The 18,957-nt window shown below is 38.8% G+C and carries 14 protein-coding genes; 11 read left to right on the forward strand and 3 right to left on the reverse strand.

From position 1 onward, the window contains the following. Nucleotide 1: 1 nt before the first annotated feature. On the reverse strand, nucleotides 2-943 hold the full coding sequence (locus ACWTVK_RS06860; protein WP_456046378.1) for a metal ABC transporter solute-binding protein, Zn/Mn family: 942 nt from the start codon (nucleotides 941-943) through the stop codon (nucleotides 2-4). 504 nt (nucleotides 944-1,447) lie between these two features. On the opposite strand from ACWTVK_RS06860, the gene ACWTVK_RS06865 reads away from it, so the two are divergent. From ACWTVK_RS06865 to cooS, 6 genes are all read left to right on the forward strand, one after another. After that, entirely contained in the window at nucleotides 1,448-1,825 is a 378-nt protein-coding gene (locus ACWTVK_RS06865; protein WP_298698248.1) for an energy transducer TonB, read from the forward strand. A 10-nt stretch (nucleotides 1,826-1,835) separates the two neighbouring features. Continuing rightward, the gene (locus tag ACWTVK_RS06870; RefSeq protein WP_456046379.1) at nucleotides 1,836-2,183 is read left to right on the forward strand and encodes an energy transducer TonB; all 348 of its coding nucleotides are present in this window, start codon (nucleotides 1,836-1,838) and stop codon (nucleotides 2,181-2,183) included. A 266-nt stretch (nucleotides 2,184-2,449) separates the two neighbouring features. Then, entirely contained in the window at nucleotides 2,450-4,063 is a 1,614-nt protein-coding gene (locus ACWTVK_RS06875) for a PAS domain-containing protein (RefSeq protein WP_456046380.1), read from the forward strand. Nucleotides 4,064-4,407: 344 nt separating this feature from the next. Then, on the forward strand, nucleotides 4,408-6,036 hold the full coding sequence (locus ACWTVK_RS06880; protein ID WP_303939635.1) for a phosphoenolpyruvate carboxykinase (ATP): 1,629 nt from the start codon (nucleotides 4,408-4,410) through the stop codon (nucleotides 6,034-6,036). A 136-nt stretch (nucleotides 6,037-6,172) separates the two neighbouring features. Then, nucleotides 6,173-7,078, forward strand: coding sequence for a LysR family transcriptional regulator (locus tag ACWTVK_RS06885; RefSeq protein WP_227283320.1), 906 nt, complete (start codon nucleotides 6,173-6,175; stop codon nucleotides 7,076-7,078). A gap of 389 nt (nucleotides 7,079-7,467) precedes the next feature. Next, nucleotides 7,468-9,651 carry an anaerobic carbon-monoxide dehydrogenase catalytic subunit gene (gene cooS, locus ACWTVK_RS06890; protein WP_456046381.1) on the forward strand — a complete coding sequence of 728 codons (2,184 nt, stop codon included), beginning with the start codon at nucleotides 7,468-7,470 and terminating at the stop codon, nucleotides 9,649-9,651. A gap of 169 nt (nucleotides 9,652-9,820) precedes the next feature. Here the strand turns inward: cooS and ACWTVK_RS06895 are convergent, their stop codons facing one another. Continuing rightward, nucleotides 9,821-10,606 carry an MBL fold metallo-hydrolase gene (locus ACWTVK_RS06895; protein ID WP_456046382.1) on the reverse strand — a complete coding sequence of 262 codons (786 nt, stop codon included), beginning with the start codon at nucleotides 10,604-10,606 and terminating at the stop codon, nucleotides 9,821-9,823. Nucleotides 10,607-10,767: 161 nt separating this feature from the next. Here ACWTVK_RS06895 and ACWTVK_RS06900 point away from each other — a divergent pair, with 161 nt between their 5' ends. Continuing rightward, nucleotides 10,768-11,367, forward strand: coding sequence for a TetR/AcrR family transcriptional regulator (locus ACWTVK_RS06900; RefSeq protein WP_456046383.1), 600 nt, complete (start codon nucleotides 10,768-10,770; stop codon nucleotides 11,365-11,367). A 444-nt stretch (nucleotides 11,368-11,811) separates the two neighbouring features. Further along, nucleotides 11,812-12,174 (forward strand): hypothetical protein, encoded by a 363-nt coding sequence (locus ACWTVK_RS06905; protein WP_005387626.1) that lies wholly within the window; start codon nucleotides 11,812-11,814, stop codon nucleotides 12,172-12,174. A gap of 119 nt (nucleotides 12,175-12,293) precedes the next feature. On the opposite strand, the gene bioB is transcribed toward ACWTVK_RS06905, so the two are convergent. Then, nucleotides 12,294-13,322 (reverse strand): biotin synthase BioB, encoded by a 1,029-nt coding sequence (gene bioB, locus ACWTVK_RS06910; protein WP_456046384.1) that lies wholly within the window; start codon nucleotides 13,320-13,322, stop codon nucleotides 12,294-12,296. A gap of 312 nt (nucleotides 13,323-13,634) precedes the next feature. Here bioB and ACWTVK_RS06915 point away from each other — a divergent pair, with 312 nt between their 5' ends. From ACWTVK_RS06915 to hemE, 3 genes are all read left to right on the forward strand, one after another. Then, entirely contained in the window at nucleotides 13,635-14,906 is a 1,272-nt protein-coding gene (locus tag ACWTVK_RS06915) for a metallophosphoesterase family protein (protein WP_456046385.1), read from the forward strand. Then, a complete protein-coding gene (locus ACWTVK_RS06920; protein WP_456046386.1) occupies nucleotides 14,896-17,778 on the forward strand; it encodes an AAA family ATPase in 2,883 nt (960 codons plus the stop codon). The genes ACWTVK_RS06915 and ACWTVK_RS06920 overlap by 11 nt, the downstream gene beginning before the upstream one ends. A gap of 131 nt (nucleotides 17,779-17,909) precedes the next feature. Further along, nucleotides 17,910-18,953 carry a uroporphyrinogen decarboxylase gene (hemE, locus tag ACWTVK_RS06925; RefSeq protein ID WP_303939624.1) on the forward strand — a complete coding sequence of 348 codons (1,044 nt, stop codon included), beginning with the start codon at nucleotides 17,910-17,912 and terminating at the stop codon, nucleotides 18,951-18,953. Nucleotides 18,954-18,957: the final 4 nt, after the last annotated feature.

The raw sequence follows: 18,957 nt of genomic DNA on the forward strand, positions 1-18,957 counted from the left end.
TTTATTTAAGTGCTTTAACAATTGTATCGATATTAGCTTTTACCATGCCAATATATGTGCCACCTTCAGTGCCTTCTGAGCCGAGGGAGTCAGAGTATAATTCGCCACCGATGGCAACATTCCAGCCTTTAGCCTTAGCTGCTTCTTGAACGGCTTCAATTGTTTTGTGTGGTACAGAAGATTCTACGAAGATAGCTTTAATTTTATGATCTACGATGTATTGCACAAGTTCATTTACATCTTGTGTGCCTGCCTCTGTAGCAGTACTTACACCTTGCAAACCTTTTACTTCAAAGCCATAAGCGCGAGCAAAGTATTGGAATGCATCGTGGGCTGTTACTAGAACGCGGGATTCTTTAGGAATAGATTCTGCTTGTGCTTTGATATATGCATCTGTTTCATCTAATTTAGTAAGGTACGCATCATATCGTTTTTTGAAATCTTCTTTATGTGCTGGATCTGCTTTCGCAAGACCTTCATAAACAGCTTTGGCTGCTAGTTTCCAGTTAGCTACATCGAACCAAATGTGAGGGTCTTTAGTTTTTACACCATCTTCTTCGTCAAAGTCGAGTAGAGTGGCTGGATCAATAGCGTCAGATACGCGGATAGTAGCTTTATTTTGTTTTGTTAAATTGTCAAAAATAGAACCCATTTTACCTTCTAAGTGGATGCCGTTGTACACCACAACATCTGCCTTAGACATAGTTGTTACATCGCCGGCGCTCGCTTGGTAGAGGTGAGGGTCTACGCCAGGACCCATGAGACCTTGTACAGATACATGGTCACCGCCAATTTCTTTTACTAAATCCGTTAACATTGTCGTTGTGGCGACGACGTTTAATTTCTTTTGACTGTCCTGTGCTGCATCCTTACCACAGCCTGCAAGGGCTAGTAACATAAGTGCTAATGATATAACGACTAATACGACTCGGTTGAACTTCATAATAAACCTCCTTTTTATAGTTAGTGAATTTAAAAACTTTAGTTATCTTGTTAATACAAAAATGATGTAATGACAATGTAGAAAAACCAATATAAATAATTAAGAATACATAAGTAACAGATAAAATGCTTTGAAAAGGTGATTTACTACCCCGATTTAAACAGAAAAATAGCCGCTACTAACGTAGCGGCTATTGGCAGTTATACGTTCGTCTGCTAGGGTCACGATCCATTAGTGGATGAGAGCTTGTAGATGGTTAGGCCCAACGAGGGCAACGATACCAAGTACCATCATGACCTTCATTTGAATACGCTTTCTACGTCTCATGATGAACCTCCTTTGTGTAGTTTTTGTCATATCTACCTGATATGTAAGTCCGAACAGTTATCTTGTGTTCAATATATCATAAATGAGAAAAATTATCAACAAGAAAATGTTCTTTAAATATTCATCTTTATTTAGTATGATATTATGCATAGATACGAGTTAATAAGGAGGCTTATTATGAATAAATTATTCAGATTCACTGCGGCGGCTTTACTTGTTGCATCTTTTGGCGTATTAGGTAATTATACGGCTGATGCGGCTAAGTTCTTAGAATCTCCACGAGAAGTGGAAATTGTAAAACCTGAGTTGCCTGAGATTCCTCAAACAGCTACGGTCGCACCTAATATGCGTGTACGCTTCTTGATTGATAAAAAAGGGAATGTTAAAAATGTATTTGTAGAACGTTCCTCTGGTTATGCTCCAGTTGATGAAGCCGTAAAAAAAGCAATCATGCAGTGGAAATTCACACCTGCTATTGGGGTGGATCAAAAAGCTCATGAATCTATTATTGGGATGACAATTACTCTACCTAAACAAGCTGTAACAGCTAAATAAGGAGAATATGATGAATAAAGTGTTGCGTTGTACTGTGTTAAGCGCATTGTTTGTAACTAGTATGGTAGCCTCTGTGTTGGCGGCTCCATTCCAACTTCCTGTAGCGATATCTACACCATCCTTAGATCAAATTAATATTGCTGGTTATGGTGGCGCAGCTCATAGTGCTGATGTGCGTTTTACCATTAATGAAGATGGCTCTGTAGGAGATATAGAAGTCGTAAAGTCCAGTGGAATCACTGCTCTTGACGAAGCACTTGTAGAAAAGATCTCTACATGGCGATTTAACCCTGCTACTGATTCCAATGGTAATCCAGTGGCATCTTCTAAAACAGAATATATTGATTTTAATAACTAATAAAAAGCACCCGTACATGTGTAGTGACCTCAAAAAGTTAGACTCTTTGGGGCCGTTACAATGGTATGGGTGCTTTTTTGTGTGAAATCTTAAGATGATGCACTATTTGTGTAAATTACTTTTAATTAGATGTTAACCACAATTAAGCAAATCTAGTTGAGAAACTTTTACAAAATAATAAAACTGTATCTATAGCTACTGAAAATAATTTTCAAAATGATATAATGGATTTATAATCATCAATTAACCCTTGGAGGTATATAGATATGAATCCATTAAAACAAAAGCTAGATATTAACAATGAACGTTACAGAATTATTGTGTCCGTTAAAGAAGATTATTTAGACGGCAAATTGTCCTTAGAAGAGGGCAATCGCATTTTGAAAGAAAAACTAGGTACTTGTACGCCTGATGAGTTTGCTTATGCAGAGCAAAGCTTAAAAGGTGTTTACAAAGATGAAGAAATCTTAGACAAGATGGATGAACTATTGAACTTGTTTGATGGCGTATTAGTTCGCGCAGAAAATGAGTATCCTGAAAATCATCCGTTGTGGGTGTACTTAGAAGAAATCAATGCTGTTGAAAAGGTGGCTCTTGAAGCAGATGAACTATTGAAGCAAGAGCAGTTTATCAAGAACCCGTGGCTAGGTATCTTTGATTCTTTAGCGCAATGGAGAACGCATCTGTCTCGTAAGCAAAATCAACTGTATCCAATGCTAGAAGATCATGGTTTTGACCGCCCAACACGTATTATGTGGACCTTTGATGACGGCGTACGCGATGCTATCTCTGTATCCTATGCATTGCTACGGGAGGATAAATACGAAGAATTCTTAGCATCTGTACCAGAAACGTTAGAGAAGTTACGCGATTTGAACTCCAAAGAGTTAGAAGTACTATTGCCCACATCTTATAAATTGTTAAGCGATGAAGAGTTTGTTCGTATGAGCAAGAATGATCATGAAATTGGTTATGCTATCATTGATCCGCCAGGTTTATATGTAGTGCCGGGCATCAATGATTCTGCGGCGCAACTAAATGCAAATAACTCCGGTCAAAACGGTGTATCTAATGAGTTCCTAAACGATTTAGCAGGTCTATTATCCAAATATGTTGGTCCTGTAGGCGGTGCAGCTGTAAATAAGGATGCTGTTCTAGATGTAGCCACTGGCAAATTGACATTGGAACAAATCAATTTGTTATTCCGTCATCTTCCTGTGGATTTATCCTATGTAGATGAAAATGAACTTGTTAAGTTCTACAGCGACACACCACATCGCATTTTCCCTCGCAGTGCTAACGTTATTGGCCGTGAGGTTAAGAACTGTCATCCAGCGAAGTCTGTTCACATAGTAGAAGAAATCGTAGAGAAATTCCGTTCTGGTGAACAAAGCCAAGCAGAATTCTGGATCAATAAGCCGGGCTTGTTTATCTATGTTATCTACACGGCGGTACGCGATGAAAATGGTAAATTCCGTGGTGTACTAGAAATGATGCAAGATTGCACGCATATCCGTGAATTAGAAGGATCCCGTACATTGTTGACTTGGGATAAAACTGACTTTGTAGGCGATAGTAGCAAAGAAAAATCATTGGCTCAAGAGGCTGCCGAAGAGGTAGAGGAAGAACCGTTAACAGCTGATGCAAATGGTCGATTCCATATCGATGCAAAAACAACTCTTTCTAATTTGATTAAACAAAGTCCTGAGGTGGTAGATTATTTAATTTCTTTAAATCCTAAATTTGAAAAATTGAAAACACCTATGGTAAAAGTAATGGCTAAGGTGGCTACCATCAAGATGATTGCGGAACGCGGTGATTTTGATGTAAATGATTTGATTGGTAAAATTGATGCATTCATTAATAAAAATAAGAAATAATTGAGCTTTTAAATATGAAAGAGGTGAGGTCTTAGGACCTTGCCTCATTTTATTTTGTTATTAGTATTGTGCAGTGTCTATGAATATTGAATCATATGTTATTTACCTTGGTTGCATCGTTATGGAATGATTAGTTATCAATTTTTGTTGTTAAAGATGTGTTGCACTAATTCAAAATAAACATACATTAATTTCCTATAATTCATCTGTTTTATGTATACAAATTTGTCTGAAAAGGGTACAATAAAACATAATGAAAGTATTTGCCGAGGCAGTATTTTCTTATCTTAAACTACTTTTACAAGAGAAATTACGTATATATTAAAGGTGAGGATCTGGATACTATGTCGACAAGACGCGTTTGGAAGCAAAGTGAAATTAAAACAAACCCATTATTTTCTAAGATGCGCAGTACTATTGAAACTGCATTTTATGGAAACAATGTAACGCCTATTACATCTGTGGCACAAGCGTATCAATTTGCCACTGAAGAACCTGGCGTTATCGTCCTCGATATGCCTGTATATAAACCATGCGAGCAAGGTTTGCCAGCTGATGCAAAGGTACTAGTTACAAACGATGGTAAAACTACAGGTCGCTATGCAAAAGCTCGTCGCATTATTGGCGATGAAGGCATTGACGAAGTGGAACTTGCTAATATTGCACGTGATGCTGTGTATGATAGCCGCGATAAAGAGTGGATTGCTGCTCAAGCTATTGTTGGTTTAGATAAAAAATTCACCGCTCGTGCGCATTTGATGATTCCAAAAGATCACGCATCTATTTTGTATTCTTGGATCATGAACTTCAAGTTCTTTGATGCTGCTGTAAAAGAATTCTACAATGATAGTGTAGAAATTCCAGAAGGCGATATTTATATCTATTCTGATCCTGACTATGTAGTGCCAGGTCATCCAGGTGGGCTTGCTATTTTTGACCCAGCTCATAACTGTGCTATGATTCTTGGTATGCGCTACTTTGGTGAGCATAAAAAAGGTACCCTTACATTGGCATGGTCCTTGGCAAATCGCCTCGGCTATGTTGCTTGCCATGGTGGTATGAAACGTTACAACCTTGATAATGGTAAAAGCTACACAATCGGTGTATTTGGCTTGTCCGGTTCCGGTAAATCTACATTGACTCATGAAAAACACGATGGTCGTTATGATATTTCTATCTTGCATGACGATGCGTATATCATCAATACTAATGACTTGAGTTCTATTGCTCTTGAACCTACATATTTCGACAAAATGCAAGACTATCCTGTGGAACATCCTGCTAATGAATTCTTGTTGACTCTACAAAATGTTGGCGTAACTATGGATGAGGATGGCCGTAAGGTTGTGTTGGCAGAAGATGTGCGTAATAATAATGGTCGCGCTATTAAATCTCAATTCTGGACAGATAATCGTGTAAACTACGTAGATCAACCAGTTAATGCCATTGTATGGCTTATGAAAGATAAAACTTTGCCACCAATCCTTAAAATTAATGACCCTGTTTTGGCATCTACAATGGGCGCAACTCTTGCTACACGTCGTTCTACTGCTGAAAAACTCGATGCTCACGTTGATCCGAACGCACTTGTTATTGAGCCTTATGCAAATCCATTCCGCACATATCCATTGGTTTGTGACTATGAAAGCTACAAAAAATTGTTCTCTGAATGTGGCGTACAATGCTACATTATGAATACAGGTTTCTTCTTGGAAAATAAAATTCCTAAAGAAGTAACTCTTGATTTATTGGAACGTTTGGTAGAAGGTACATTGGACTTCAAACCATTCTATAAATATGAAAACCTCTCTTATGTTGAGGTTCCTGGTTTTGAACCACCATTCCAAGTGCGTGAATACCATCACCAATTACACAAAGCTTTCGAGTTCCGCTATGACTATGTAGAAAAACTTATTGGTCATAAAAACGAATTGCCACAAGAAGTATTGGATGTATTAAAAACTCTAATGTAATATATTGAGTCAGTTTAATTTCTGTCTTAAGATTATTTAAAACTTTAAAGAAAGAGCCCTCCTTGTGGAGGGTTCTTTCTTTTGTGGTAATATATACTTATGATAAATCAATAATGTTTTGTTATAAGGTGTTTTTATGGATATAAAGGATATTAAATATATAAGTACCATCGTTGAGATGGCATCATTTTCAAAGGCGTCTAAAAAACTATATATCTCTCAACCTGCATTGAGTCAAAGTATTCGTCGCATTGAGGCTGAGTTAGGGGTGCCTTTATTTGCTCGAGATCGGACAAAGGTTGTACCAACCGCTGCAGCCTTACAAATTGCTAAAGAGGGTATGCCTTTAGTAGGAAAGGTAGAGGCTTTAACGCAGTCTATCATTAATCAAGGGTCTGACGCGGCTTATCATGTGCGTATTGGATTATCTCAATTCTATGGTCACCATATGTTAGGTAAAACATTGAAGAGCTTTCAACAAATTGAGCCATCCTGGGAATTTCATGTAGTAGAAGGGGAGTCCCATTTTTTGGAGCAACAAATTTGTGATGGATTAGTTGATGTAGGTTTATTTCCAACACCAATTTACTCTCAAGCTCTTGAAAGTTATCCTGTGTTAGATGAGCAAATTTTATTAGCTGTTAGTGTAGAGAATAAAAAAGCTATAGCTATTGCTGACTCGCTCATGACACCGAATGGAATACATGAGATAGCACCATTTGGGTCTTTCCCTTTTATTCTCATAAGAGAAGGCCTTAAGTTACGAACTTTGGTAAATCGTCTATGTCAGGCTGAATCCTTTGTGCCAAAAGCTGTTATTGGTTCTGAAAACTTAGATACCTGCCGTTCTTTAGTAGAAGATGACTATGGTATTACATTCTTGCCAAGCACATTAAATAGTAAGGGCGATGATGATAAAGTTAAATTCTATCCTTTAGCATCAAAACTATGTTTCCGTCAATTAGTTCTTGTAGCAAGATCAGATAGAGCAAAGCGATTCCATTTGCCTGAAGTGGCTCAGATCATGCAACAATTCTTATAAATTATACAGATAGAATATTGGCGAATTTAATACTATTATCGAATAATAAGTTGGATACATAAATATATAGATAATGTGTCATATAAATAAAAGAGATTAATTCCTATAATTTTTAGGAATTAATCTCTTTCGTTTTATGAAAGAAATCTGAAAGTATCGAATTTGATAAATGTAGTTATTATAATGTTTTATAAGCATAAATGGGTCAAAAATTTCTCAAAATTTAATTGACAAATATCCTTTCAGAAAATATACTTATAGTAGTTTAAAACATATTTTGGAGATAGGATTTAAAGTCCATCATTATGGTGGAATTAACTTGAAATAAATGTAGAATATGTTTTCTTATTATTGTCAGCTGGCCTACGTAGGCCCCTAGGAGGTTTATTATGAGTAAAGATGTGGAAAATAAAAATACCCATGACCATAGCCATGGTGAACATCATCACCATCATGATCATGACCATCATCATGACCATGACCACTGCCATTGTGGCGGTCACCATCACGATCACGACCATGATCATCATGACCACGATCATGAACATGGTCACGACCATAGTCATGGCAAAGCGCTACCAACGGATAAATGGGTGCCACACACTCATGAACCAGGAGTACCGCATGAACATGGTGTAAATGACTACATGAAAGCCGTTGCGGAATACCGTAAAACATGGCCTACAAAACAAGATGTTATCGAACAAACACCAGATCCAGCTGTACGCGAAATGATTCTTCGCATGGAACAAATCGGTTGTGATACAGTATTTGATCGTTTCGATAAACAACAACCACAATGTACTTTCGGTATTGCAGGCGTATGTTGCCGCATCTGCTTCATGGGTCCATGTAAAATTACACCTAAGAGTCCTCGTGGCGTCTGCGGTGCCGATGCGGACCTTATCGTAGCTCGTAATATGACACGTGCTGCAGCTGGTGGTTTGACTCAACATGGCGCGCATGCTCGTGAAATTTTGATTTCTTTGAAAGCTGCTGCTAATGATCAATTGGATATTCCAATTTTAGGGGAAGAAAAAATCCGTACTGTATGTAAGGCTTTCAACATCCCTGAAGAAGGTCGTTCCTTGAAAGAGGTAGCTAATGATTTAGCTGATGTATTGCTCGAAGACTTGAGCCGTGCATTGCCAGGTGAATATAAAACAATTACTGCATTAGCTCCTACTGAACGTCGCGAAGTTTGGAAAAACTTAGATATCTTGCCTATTTCCGCGTACAATGAAGCATTTGATGCATATCATCGTACATGCGTAGGTACAGATGGCGATTGGGAAAGCAACATGAAACAATTCTTACGTTGTGGTCTTGCGTTCACATTCACAGGCGTAGTAGCTGCCGACATCGCAACAGACGCATTGTTCGGTCTTGGTGGTCGTCGTACTTCTAAAGTTAACATTGGTGCCTTGAAAAAAGGTTATGTAAATATCGCTGTTCATGGTCACTTACCAACATTGGTTTCTCAAATTTGTAAGATTGGTGCGTCCGAAGAGTACTTAGAAAAAGCGAAAGCTATCGGTGCTAAAGGTATCCAATTCTACGGTATCTGCTGCTCTGGTTTGTCCAGCATGTATCGTTATGAAAATGTTATTCCATTGTGTAATGCTATCGGTGCTGAACTTGTACTTGGTACAGGCGCGCTTGATTGCTGGGTAGCTGACGTTCAAGACGTTTACCCTGCTATCATGGACGTAGCACGTTGCTTCAACACAAAAGTTATCACTACATCTGATGCAGCTCGTTTACCAGGTGCAGAACACATCGGTTACGATCATCATCACACTAACTTGTCTGAAACAAAAGAATTGGCTCGCAAAATTTTGGATCGTGCCCTTGAAGCTCATGAATTGCGTAAAGGCATGCCTGTATACATTCCGCCATACGAAATTACTGCAGAAGTGGGCTTCTCCCCAGAATCCACTGTTAAACATTATGGTTCCTTCAAACCATTGGCAGAGGCTTTAAAATCTGGTAAAGTTCGTGGTATCGTTAACGTAGTAGGTTGTTCCAACCCTCGCGTTATCTACGAAAAAGCTACTGTAGATATCGTTGATACACTTATCAAAAATGGTTGTATCATCTTAACAAATGGTTGTGCATCCTTCCCATTGATGAAACTTGGTTACTGTAATACAGATGCTAACAAAAAATGTAGCCCTGCATTGCAAGAGTTCTTAGGCGATGATCAACCACCAGTATGGCATGTTGGCGAATGTGTAGATAATGCACGTTCCTCCGGTATTTTTGCTGGTATCGCTGGTGAATTAGGACTTAACTTACCACAAATGCCATTTGCAATGTCTAGCCCTGAATGGTCCAATGAAAAAGGTATCGATGCATCCCTTGGCTTCCGCTTGATGGGTATTAACTCTTACCACTGCGTTGAGCCACCTACACAAGGTTCTGATGCTGTTACAAAATGGCTTAAAGAAGACACTAAAGATATCTTAGGTTCTGTTATGTATGTAAATACTGATCCTGCTAAAGTAGCTGAAAAAATCTTAGCAGATATCGATGCTAAACGTGCTGCTTTAGGTTGGGCTGAAGTAAAATAGTTTATCTTTTGATAGATTATAATTTGTAGTTAAGTACAAAAACACCCTCTATAGATCTTATAGTTATTATGACTATTAGAATTAAGAGGGTGTTTTTTATTGTTTGTGGATAGATTTTTTACTAGTCTTGTATTAGCCGTAGTATAATGTACTAATTGTTTTAGACCTACTAAAGTGTGATGGTTTCACCATCTTCAGGCACTGCTACATGGCTTTCAATGTTGTTGCCTTTGATAAATTTGCGCACATCCTTACGACTTGTTGCCGTATGATTAACTGTATCCATGTGAACCGCAATGATTTTAGCCTCTGGTTTGCGTACCACCATGCGGCCAATATCTTTTGTACCCATAATAATACTATCTTCAAAGCCTAAAACTTGAGCATATCCAGTGTTCATAATAATAACGTTAGGGTCGAAATGATGAAGTGCTTTTTCCACATCGCTTGTCCAAATCGTATCACCTACAAGGTACACAGTTGGTTCATTTAATGTTTCGAAAATTACGCCCATTGCATCGCCGGCTAATGCTGCTAGATTAGGGTTTGCATACATTTCTATTGTGCCGTGAGAGCCACCTGTTTTTGTTAATGTAATGCCGTTAAAGTCCACACTTTCAAAAATGATGCGCACATCATTAAAACCTTGAGAGCTGATGAGTTTTTGATCCGCTGAATTTTGTACAAAAATAGGAAGTGATTTTGGAATAGCTTGAACTGCGCTATCGTCCCAATGATCAAGATGGGTATGTGTAACAACTACTGCGTCTACATCGCTTAATAGTTGGTCCATAGATAGAGGTAAATCAACCATAGGCATTCTTTGTTGATAGTTAAATGTTCCTTCAAAGCCAGGATAAGTATCTTTTGGTGCTAAAAATGGATCAATAAGGAATGTTGTATTTTTTATTGTTAATTTTCCTGTGGCATTGCGAATGTGAGTATATTGTGTCATAGTTATCTCCTTAATTAAATTATTGTCGATTTAATTGAATAGATTATTATTTGTAATCTCTAGAACTAGTGTACCTTGTTTTGTTATACTAGTCTCAACAATAATTAACACTATGTTTATTAATAGACACATTGTATAAAAGTGTCTATATTGGAGGTTATATGATAACTCGAAAAGAAATGACACGTATGTTGTTAAAAGAAGGCTTGCTTAGTTGTTTAGCAAACAATTCTTTTGAGACTGTAACAGTAACATCGTTGTGTAAAGCTTCGGGTATAACTCGTTCTACTTTTTATTTACACTATAGTAATATCATGGAAATTGTTGATGATTTAGTGGATGATGCAATCGCTTATTCAAAGCCGGGAATGGTAGATAACAATAATTTACAAACTATAGCTAACACCTTATCAGCTGCTTCTAATTCTGTTGCGTTGAGAGAAGCATACAATTCTATTTTTGATAGACTGCCGTTATGTCAGCGTATTATACGACATAAAAAGTATTTACCTTTATTTTTAGATGAACAAATTTCAGAATATGTATTACAACGCATTATAGGACGTGAAAAAGATCGACAAGGGCTAGTTATGGCAGAAGCACTTGGGATTTCATTTGATGTGGGGGTATCTATTTTTATATTTTTAGTACACGGTCTATATGCTGTTAATAAACAATATAAGTGGTCTCAGAGCGATGAGTGGTTAGAAGCTCAGAAAATTATTTTTGAACTAGTTTATCGTGGATTACAAAGTAGATAGAATTTATACACGCTTATATTTTGAGATTTATTAAAGTTTTATACAACGAAAAAAGGACTCCAACTGGAGTCCTTTTTTCATGTAAGGGGAGTGTTAGTATTAATATCAAATGAACCATGTATTTAAACAAGTAGTAGGTTTGGGGTTAGTATTACTTGTCGGGAGATAAATACACGTATGGTAACCAGGGAATTGTTACCTCTATTTATCATTTGACATTGTCATTATAAGAACAAAAAATGAGTTGAAAATGAAATTTTTTAAGAAATTTCTTTTAATTTCTTGAAATTCTAAAAAAGATAATAATTAAGTTTAATTATTGTTGATAAATATGGGGCAATTTTGGTATTATATATAAAGGAGAAGTTGTATATTTTATAAAGGTTTAATGGCTATTAGAGTTTTATAAAGTATACAGCTCTAAGGCATGAGAGGAGCAGTCATATGAGGAAAATATTAACCATATTGTCCCTTTTGTGGCTACTCAGTATAGGGGGGACCGCTAACGCAACGGACTGGTATTATGTTGGACCAGATGCGTCAGGAAACCAATTATTTATTGACAATGACAGTGTTCAAAAAAGTGACTATGATGCGCTTTTGTGGCTGCGGGTCAATGAACTGGGTGGCGACGAATTGCGATATAAAGTGTATATAAGTAGATATAATCGCACCATGGAAACGTTAAAGGTAGATGCGTACATGGCGGACGGTACACCTTATGAAAATGTAGAGTATAATGAAAACCCAGAACCTATTGAAGGCAATACAAATGGTCAAGCCATTTATAATTTATTATGGCAATAAAAGAACCATCTAGCACAGCAAACTAGATGGTTCTTTTTTTATATGTGTAAAAAATTTATAAATCTTAGGAATATTTTTTATATACAACATCCTCAAATGAGAATGGTATATACAGAAATTTAAACTTGGGCAGCGTTGCGCTCTAATTCCAAGTCTTGAATCATTTGGAGATCATCTTGTGGAGAACGACCACCAGTTGTTAAGTATCCACCAACCATGATGCCGTTAAGGCCACCTTTTAAAGCATAAGCTTGTAAGTCACGAAGATTTACTTCACGACCGCCAGCTGTACGAATCAATGCGTTTGGCAAGATGAAACGGAACACAGCGAAGGTACGTAAAATATCTAGAGGACGTAATGCTTTATTACTTTCAAATGGTGTACCTTTAACAGGATTCAAAATGTTGATTGGTACAGAGTCAATATGCAAGCGTTTAAGCTCGAATGCCATCTCTACGCGTTGTTCTAATGTTTCGTTTAGACCAATAATACCGCCAGAGCAAACACGAATGCCTGCTTTTTGAGCATTATCGATAGTAGACATTTTATCTTCGTAGGAATGGGTTGTACAAATATCTGGGAAGTGACTAGGCGCTGTTTCGATATTGGAGTGGTATCGAGTTACACCCACTTCTTTTAATTTGAGAGCTTGTTCATAAGTTAACAAACCAAGAGAACAGCAAATTTCGAGACCTACTTCGTTTTTAATACGGTCTAATACGCGAATGATTTGGTTAAATTCGTTTGGGTTATTAGTATTACGACCACTCGTTACGATAGAAAAACGAATAGCGCCTGCTTCTTTAGCTTTGCGAGCTGCATCAAGGATACTTTCATCATCCATGAATGGATATTCTTGAACACCTGTATCATGATGTGCAGATTGAGCACAGAATTTACAGTTTTCAGGGCATTTACCAGATCGTGCATTTACAATGGCGCATACATCCACAGAGTTGTCATTGAAATGCTGGCGAATTTTATCGGCCATAGCAAGTAAAATCATAGTATCATCATCTGAAGTATGAATCAGCTCGATTGCTTCTTCCTTAGTGATTTCGCCGCCGTTCATAATGCGGTTGGCAATAGTAAGTATTTTTTCGTATGTACCCACTTGGGTTGATTGTTGATCTGTAGGCAAAGCCATAATAGCCTCCAAGAATTGTTAACTTAATAAAAACATAAAATATTGACAATTTGATTGTAAACGTTCGTGTATAAATTGTCAACTTAATGTATTTTTAAGTTAACAAAAATGTCGCAGTAGGTTTTAGACCATTTTTAATACAGGTAAGGCGTATAGTTTGAATCTAATTGGAGATACCATATTTTAGTATCTATTTTGATAGATTGATTGATAGTTATTTTTAAGTAATCTTTACGGTTTTGTAGTATAATAAAATATTGTAATTACTATATATAACTATAATAAAAGTACTAATACAAGGAGTGGATATAGATGCAGCCATTTCGATTTATACACTGTGGTGACCTGCATTTAGGGGCACCCTTTCAATATGCTACAGGTATTAGCCGCGCCGTTGATCGTGCCGTGAGCGAAGCTACCTATGTAGCCTTTGATACAATTATTGACACGGCTATTGATGAGCATGTTCATGCTGTTGTCATAGCTGGTGATATTTATAATAGCGAAGACCATAATCTAGAGGCTCAAGTACGCTTTGTGCGCGCCATGTATCGTTTGGCGGAACATCGCATTGCAGTATATATGGTGCAAGGTAATCATGACCCTGCTGAAAGTTGGAAGGCGCAATTGCAGATGCCTGATAATGTGCATGTATTCTCTAGTGAACAAGTACAACGTTTTCCATTAATTGTTAACAATATAGAAATTGGTGGCGTTTACGGCATTAGCTGTGGCCATGGTAATGAAAGCGACAATTATGCGCGCCAATACCGTGCCTTTGAACGAGATGAATTTTCTCTGGCTGTCATGCACGGCACAGTCGGTTCTAGTGCAGGCTCTGAAAACCATAATGTGACCGGCCCGTGCAGTTTAACTGATCTTGCAGAGGCAGCTATGGATTATTGGGCGTTAGGACATATTCACAAATCTCAAGTTCTTAGCGAGGAACCTCTTGTTGTCTATTCCGGTAATCCCCAAGGTTTACACCGCAAGGAAATAGGCCCTAAGGGGTGTTATCTCGTCTCTGTATCTCATAATGGTCATTGTGAACCTCGTTTCATTGAAACAAGTGCAATCCGTTTTGAAGAAATCAAAATTGATATTGCAGGCATGAAAACGGAAGCAGAATTCTTAGAAATTTTACGCCATAAAAAAGAGAATCTCCGTAAGCAACATAAGAAAAATATCTTGCTTTCCATCGTTCTCGTAGGTACAGGTCCATTGCATCGTTTATGTACACAAGAAGGTGTGCGCAAATTATGGTTGCAAGAGTCCCAAAGTGAAGAGAAAAGCAAGTCTATATTTGTCATGCCGTACCGCATGATCTGTAATACGCGACCTAGCATTAATTTGGCTGAACGTAGATTGTTATCCGATGTAGTAGGGGATTATTTACGCGCCTATGACGATATGGTTGATGGCAATGCGGTACAGACGGTACGTCAAATTTTGGCAGAACGACCTGAGTTTAAACGCTTAGGTGTATATGCCGATTTGTTGAGTGATGAATTATTGCTTCGCGCCTTGAAGCGCTGTGAAATTGAAGGTGTTACTGTATTGATGGGGGCTAACGATGAACATTAAACACATACGATTTGATGAATTTGGCCCGTATCGCAACTGGTCTTTCATTACGGGAAATCATGGTGTTCAGCTCATGTATGGCCCTAATGAAAGTGGCAAAACCTCTTTGCTTGAAGGGATGCGCACCCTTTTATTCGGCGGTACTCATAAGGCTTATGGACCTATGACGGGTTCCCTTGAAGTAGAGCGTAATGGTGAAAGCTACTACATTGGTCGTAAGGGTAAACAACTAGACTTTTACAGTCCTGGGAATCCAGCCATTCATGAGGAGCCAGCTCAACACTGGTGGCATGGTATTGATAAAAAAACATATAATCGAATTTTTGCATTGACCCTTGATGACTTACAAGGTCTCGATGTTCTACAAGAGGTAGAGGTTCGGTCTCGTTTCTTCGGTGCTGAAGGGGGCGAGCATTTAGGCTCGGTCGTAAAAGATGTGGAAAAAGGCGCTACTGATCTATTAGTAGCTTCCTCCAATGGTAAACGCCGCATCAATGTGTTGATGGATGAGCTTAAAGAAAATCGTCAAAAATTAAGCCATTTAGCCGAACATGAAACGCAATATGTAGAATTGCAAAAAGCCTTTCACAGTACGGAACAGACTGAGGCAGAATTACAAGGTCAGTTGCAAGAGTGGAAGGAATACCGCGATGGTATAGACGTCGTATTGCGCGCATGGGATACGTATCGCCGTAGCGAAGAAGCGCGTATGCATATGCAACAGTACAATAGTGAGCTTGCCTTGAGTCGTGATGAGTTCCTTCGCATCGATGAGGAAATCAAACGAGCTCGAGATAATATGCAGTTGTGGCAGGAAAAGGAAGCGGCCTTGATGCCAGCTAACTTTAGCCCGGATAGTCCATTTGGTACGTATGGTCAAGATATTGAAGACCTTATCCAACAAGGCGCCAAGTGGGAACAATTGCGCCGTGAGTGTGAAGAAGGGGATGCGTATATCTTTAAGGTACGAGAACAATTAGAGTTTTCTCGTTCTATGCATTCTGCGTGGCGTGATGATGAGCCGATGGCTGATGATGTGAATTGGTTTGAAGGAGAGCGCTTAGCAAGTCGCTTGCGCACTGCTAAAGATCAATTATTACATTGGCAAGATCGCAAGCCTGCTGAGGCCTCTGATGATTTGCCAACAGCCAATCTCGACGGAGCATCCTTGCCAAATTACAGCGAAGAGGATTTGGCGAAAAAAGAGCATCTCGAACGTGAACTAGAGCTTATCTTGATGGATATAGATCGGGTTACAGAAAAACGGGATAGCTATGGTCCTGATGCACAACCGAGCAATTTGCCAAAGTGGTTACAACGCATTAGTGGCGTATCTGCAGTGATTGGCGTTTTACTCGTATTAGCAGGCTTATTAGTATTAGAGTCTGTACTCTATACGATTGGCGGCTTTATACTATTAATCCTATCTATGGCATTGTTCTGGTATGCTACATGGAGACGTCATAACGGCAATTCTGATGTATCTAAACTGAATTATGAGTTACAAATCTTGTCATCTCGTAAATCTGATGTAGAACATCAGTTAGAGGCACTTGTGAAAGCCGCAACACCTGTAGTGAGCCCAATTCCATCCATAGAGGGTGCAGCGCATCTTGATCGTTGGATTCAAGAAGGTCATACGTTGCAAGCTATTTATGATGAAGCCCTTGCAGCTTGGCAGAATTGGTTGCCTCAAGGTGCGGCGAAGAGCCTTAACGAAGATGATTTCTTTGGACTCAAACAAGAGTACGATCAGTACCATGAACAGTTACGTACTATTGAAGGTTATGAAAAGCGCTTAGCAGAACATAAAGAAGGCTTACGTGTTATCGAAGACCAAGCCATGACCTTGTGGTATAACCTTGGTGTTGAGGCGCCTGTATCTCCTACAGAGTTAAAACGTATTTATAACCAATATAAAAACTTCCAACAAAATAAAATTGTATGGGAACAAAAGGAAGCACAACGTAAAAGCTTCCGCAATGAATACGATAATTGGCACCGCAAAGAAAAAGAATTGCTACTTCGTCAACAAGAGCTATTGCACAAGGCTGGTATGGAAAGCTCTAACGAGTATCGTCAACATCTTATCGATGAAGACCAATACAAGCAATGGCAAACCATTTACAAGCAAAGTCAGGTACAGTTAGATTTATTAGCTCCTGATGCGGAGAATAAAGATTTATTCTATCGCCGCTTGCGTGAAGGCAATAAGGATAATTGGTTAGATGAGTTAGCTCATTCTGAACGAGAAATAGCTTCCATTGAAGATAAGTTGGCTATCTTGTATGAACGTCGTGGGCAAATTGTAGAATCTATGCGTGCCCTAGGTTCTGACCAAGAGCAACACCAAATGCTTCAAGAGCGTGAAGCGTTACAAAATGAACTGGAATCTGCTCTCGAAGATTGGGCTACCCAAGTGTTGATGAGCCACTGCATGGATAAAGCGCAACAATCTTACGAGCAAGAAAAACAGCCTCACATGCTTGAATTGGCATCTTCTTATATAGAACGTTTGACTGGTGGTATCTACACCTTTGATATCCTCGGCATCAACGAAGGGGTAGCACTGGTTAATGGTAATGGAGAACGCTTAGAACTTAAGTTCTGGTCTAGTGGCTTAGCCGACCAAGTATACTTGGCATTGCGCCTAGCATTAGCTAAGGTATTCTCTTACCAAGTTGAATCCTTGCCAATTATCCTAGACGATATTCTCGTGCGCTTTGATGAAAACCGTCAACGTAGTGCGTTAGAACTATTAGCAGAAATAGGCAAGAACCAACAAATCTGGTTGTTTACATGCCAACGCTCTGTATTTGATATGGCTCAATCCGTTACAGGTATTGATTGCCATAGATTAAGTCGCAATTAAATGTAACCCCTGTGAAGGTATATAGCTTTCACAGTGAATAGTAATGATAACGTTACAAATGATGTAACTAAAGTAACTGTTTTAGTTATCATAGTGTGTTAGTATTGATTAGAAAGAAAGGGGTTGAGTACTTGAATACAGCATATTTAGATATGATCCAAGGTAAGAACCCTGGTGTAACACCTGTGTGGTATATGCGCCAAGCTGGTCGTAGCCAAGCGGAATACCGCAAAATTAAAGAAAAATATACGCTCTTTGAAATTACAAAAGAGCCTGAGTTGTGTGCTCGTGTTACAGAGCTACCTGTAAAAGAATACGGCGTAGATGCAGCCATCCTTTACAAGGATATTATGAGCCCCATGGCAGGGATGAATGTAAATGTAGAGCTCAAGGCTGGTGTGGGCCCTGTGTTTAATACACCGATTCGCTCCATGGCTGATGTAGATACATTAGATACCTTTGACCCTACAAAGGTAGATTATATTGGGAAAACGATTAGGTTATTAACATCCGGTATGCTCGACGTACCGCTCATTGGGTTCTGTGGCGCACCATTTACGATTGCGTCTTACCTCATCGAAGGCGGTCCTACAAAGAATTACAACAAAACTCGTGGCATGCTCATCGGTGCACCAGATGTGTGGAATGCATTGATGACAAAGTTAGCAGATATGTCCATTGAATATTTGTCTATGCAAGCCGAAGCCGGTGCGAATGCATTACAAATCTTCGACTCTTGGGTTGGTGCAGTGAATGCGGACCAATATAAACAAGGTATTTATCCTCATATGGAACGCATTATTAAGACTGTAAAGGAGCGATACCCTCACTTGCCTATGGCTATGAATGGTGTTGGTACAGATCATCTCGTATCTATTTGGTCTCATTTACCATTGGATGTAATCGCTCTTGATTGGCGTAGTTCCATCGTTATGGCTAATGAACGAGGCGTAACACAAACGGTACAAGGTAATCTCGATCCAGCCTACTTATTCGCTGATGAAAAAACATTAGCTCACGAAGTGGATCGTATCTTACTTGATGGTGTTCGTTATGGGCGTCATATCTTTAACTTAGGTCATGGCGTATTCCCAGAGGCGGATCCTAAAAAGCTCCATTGGCTCACAGACTATGTACATGAACGCAGTCGTGAATTATGGGCACAAGAGGGGTAAGCTA

The sequence above is a fragment of the Veillonella sp. Ser01 genome (genome assembly GCF_053850375.1).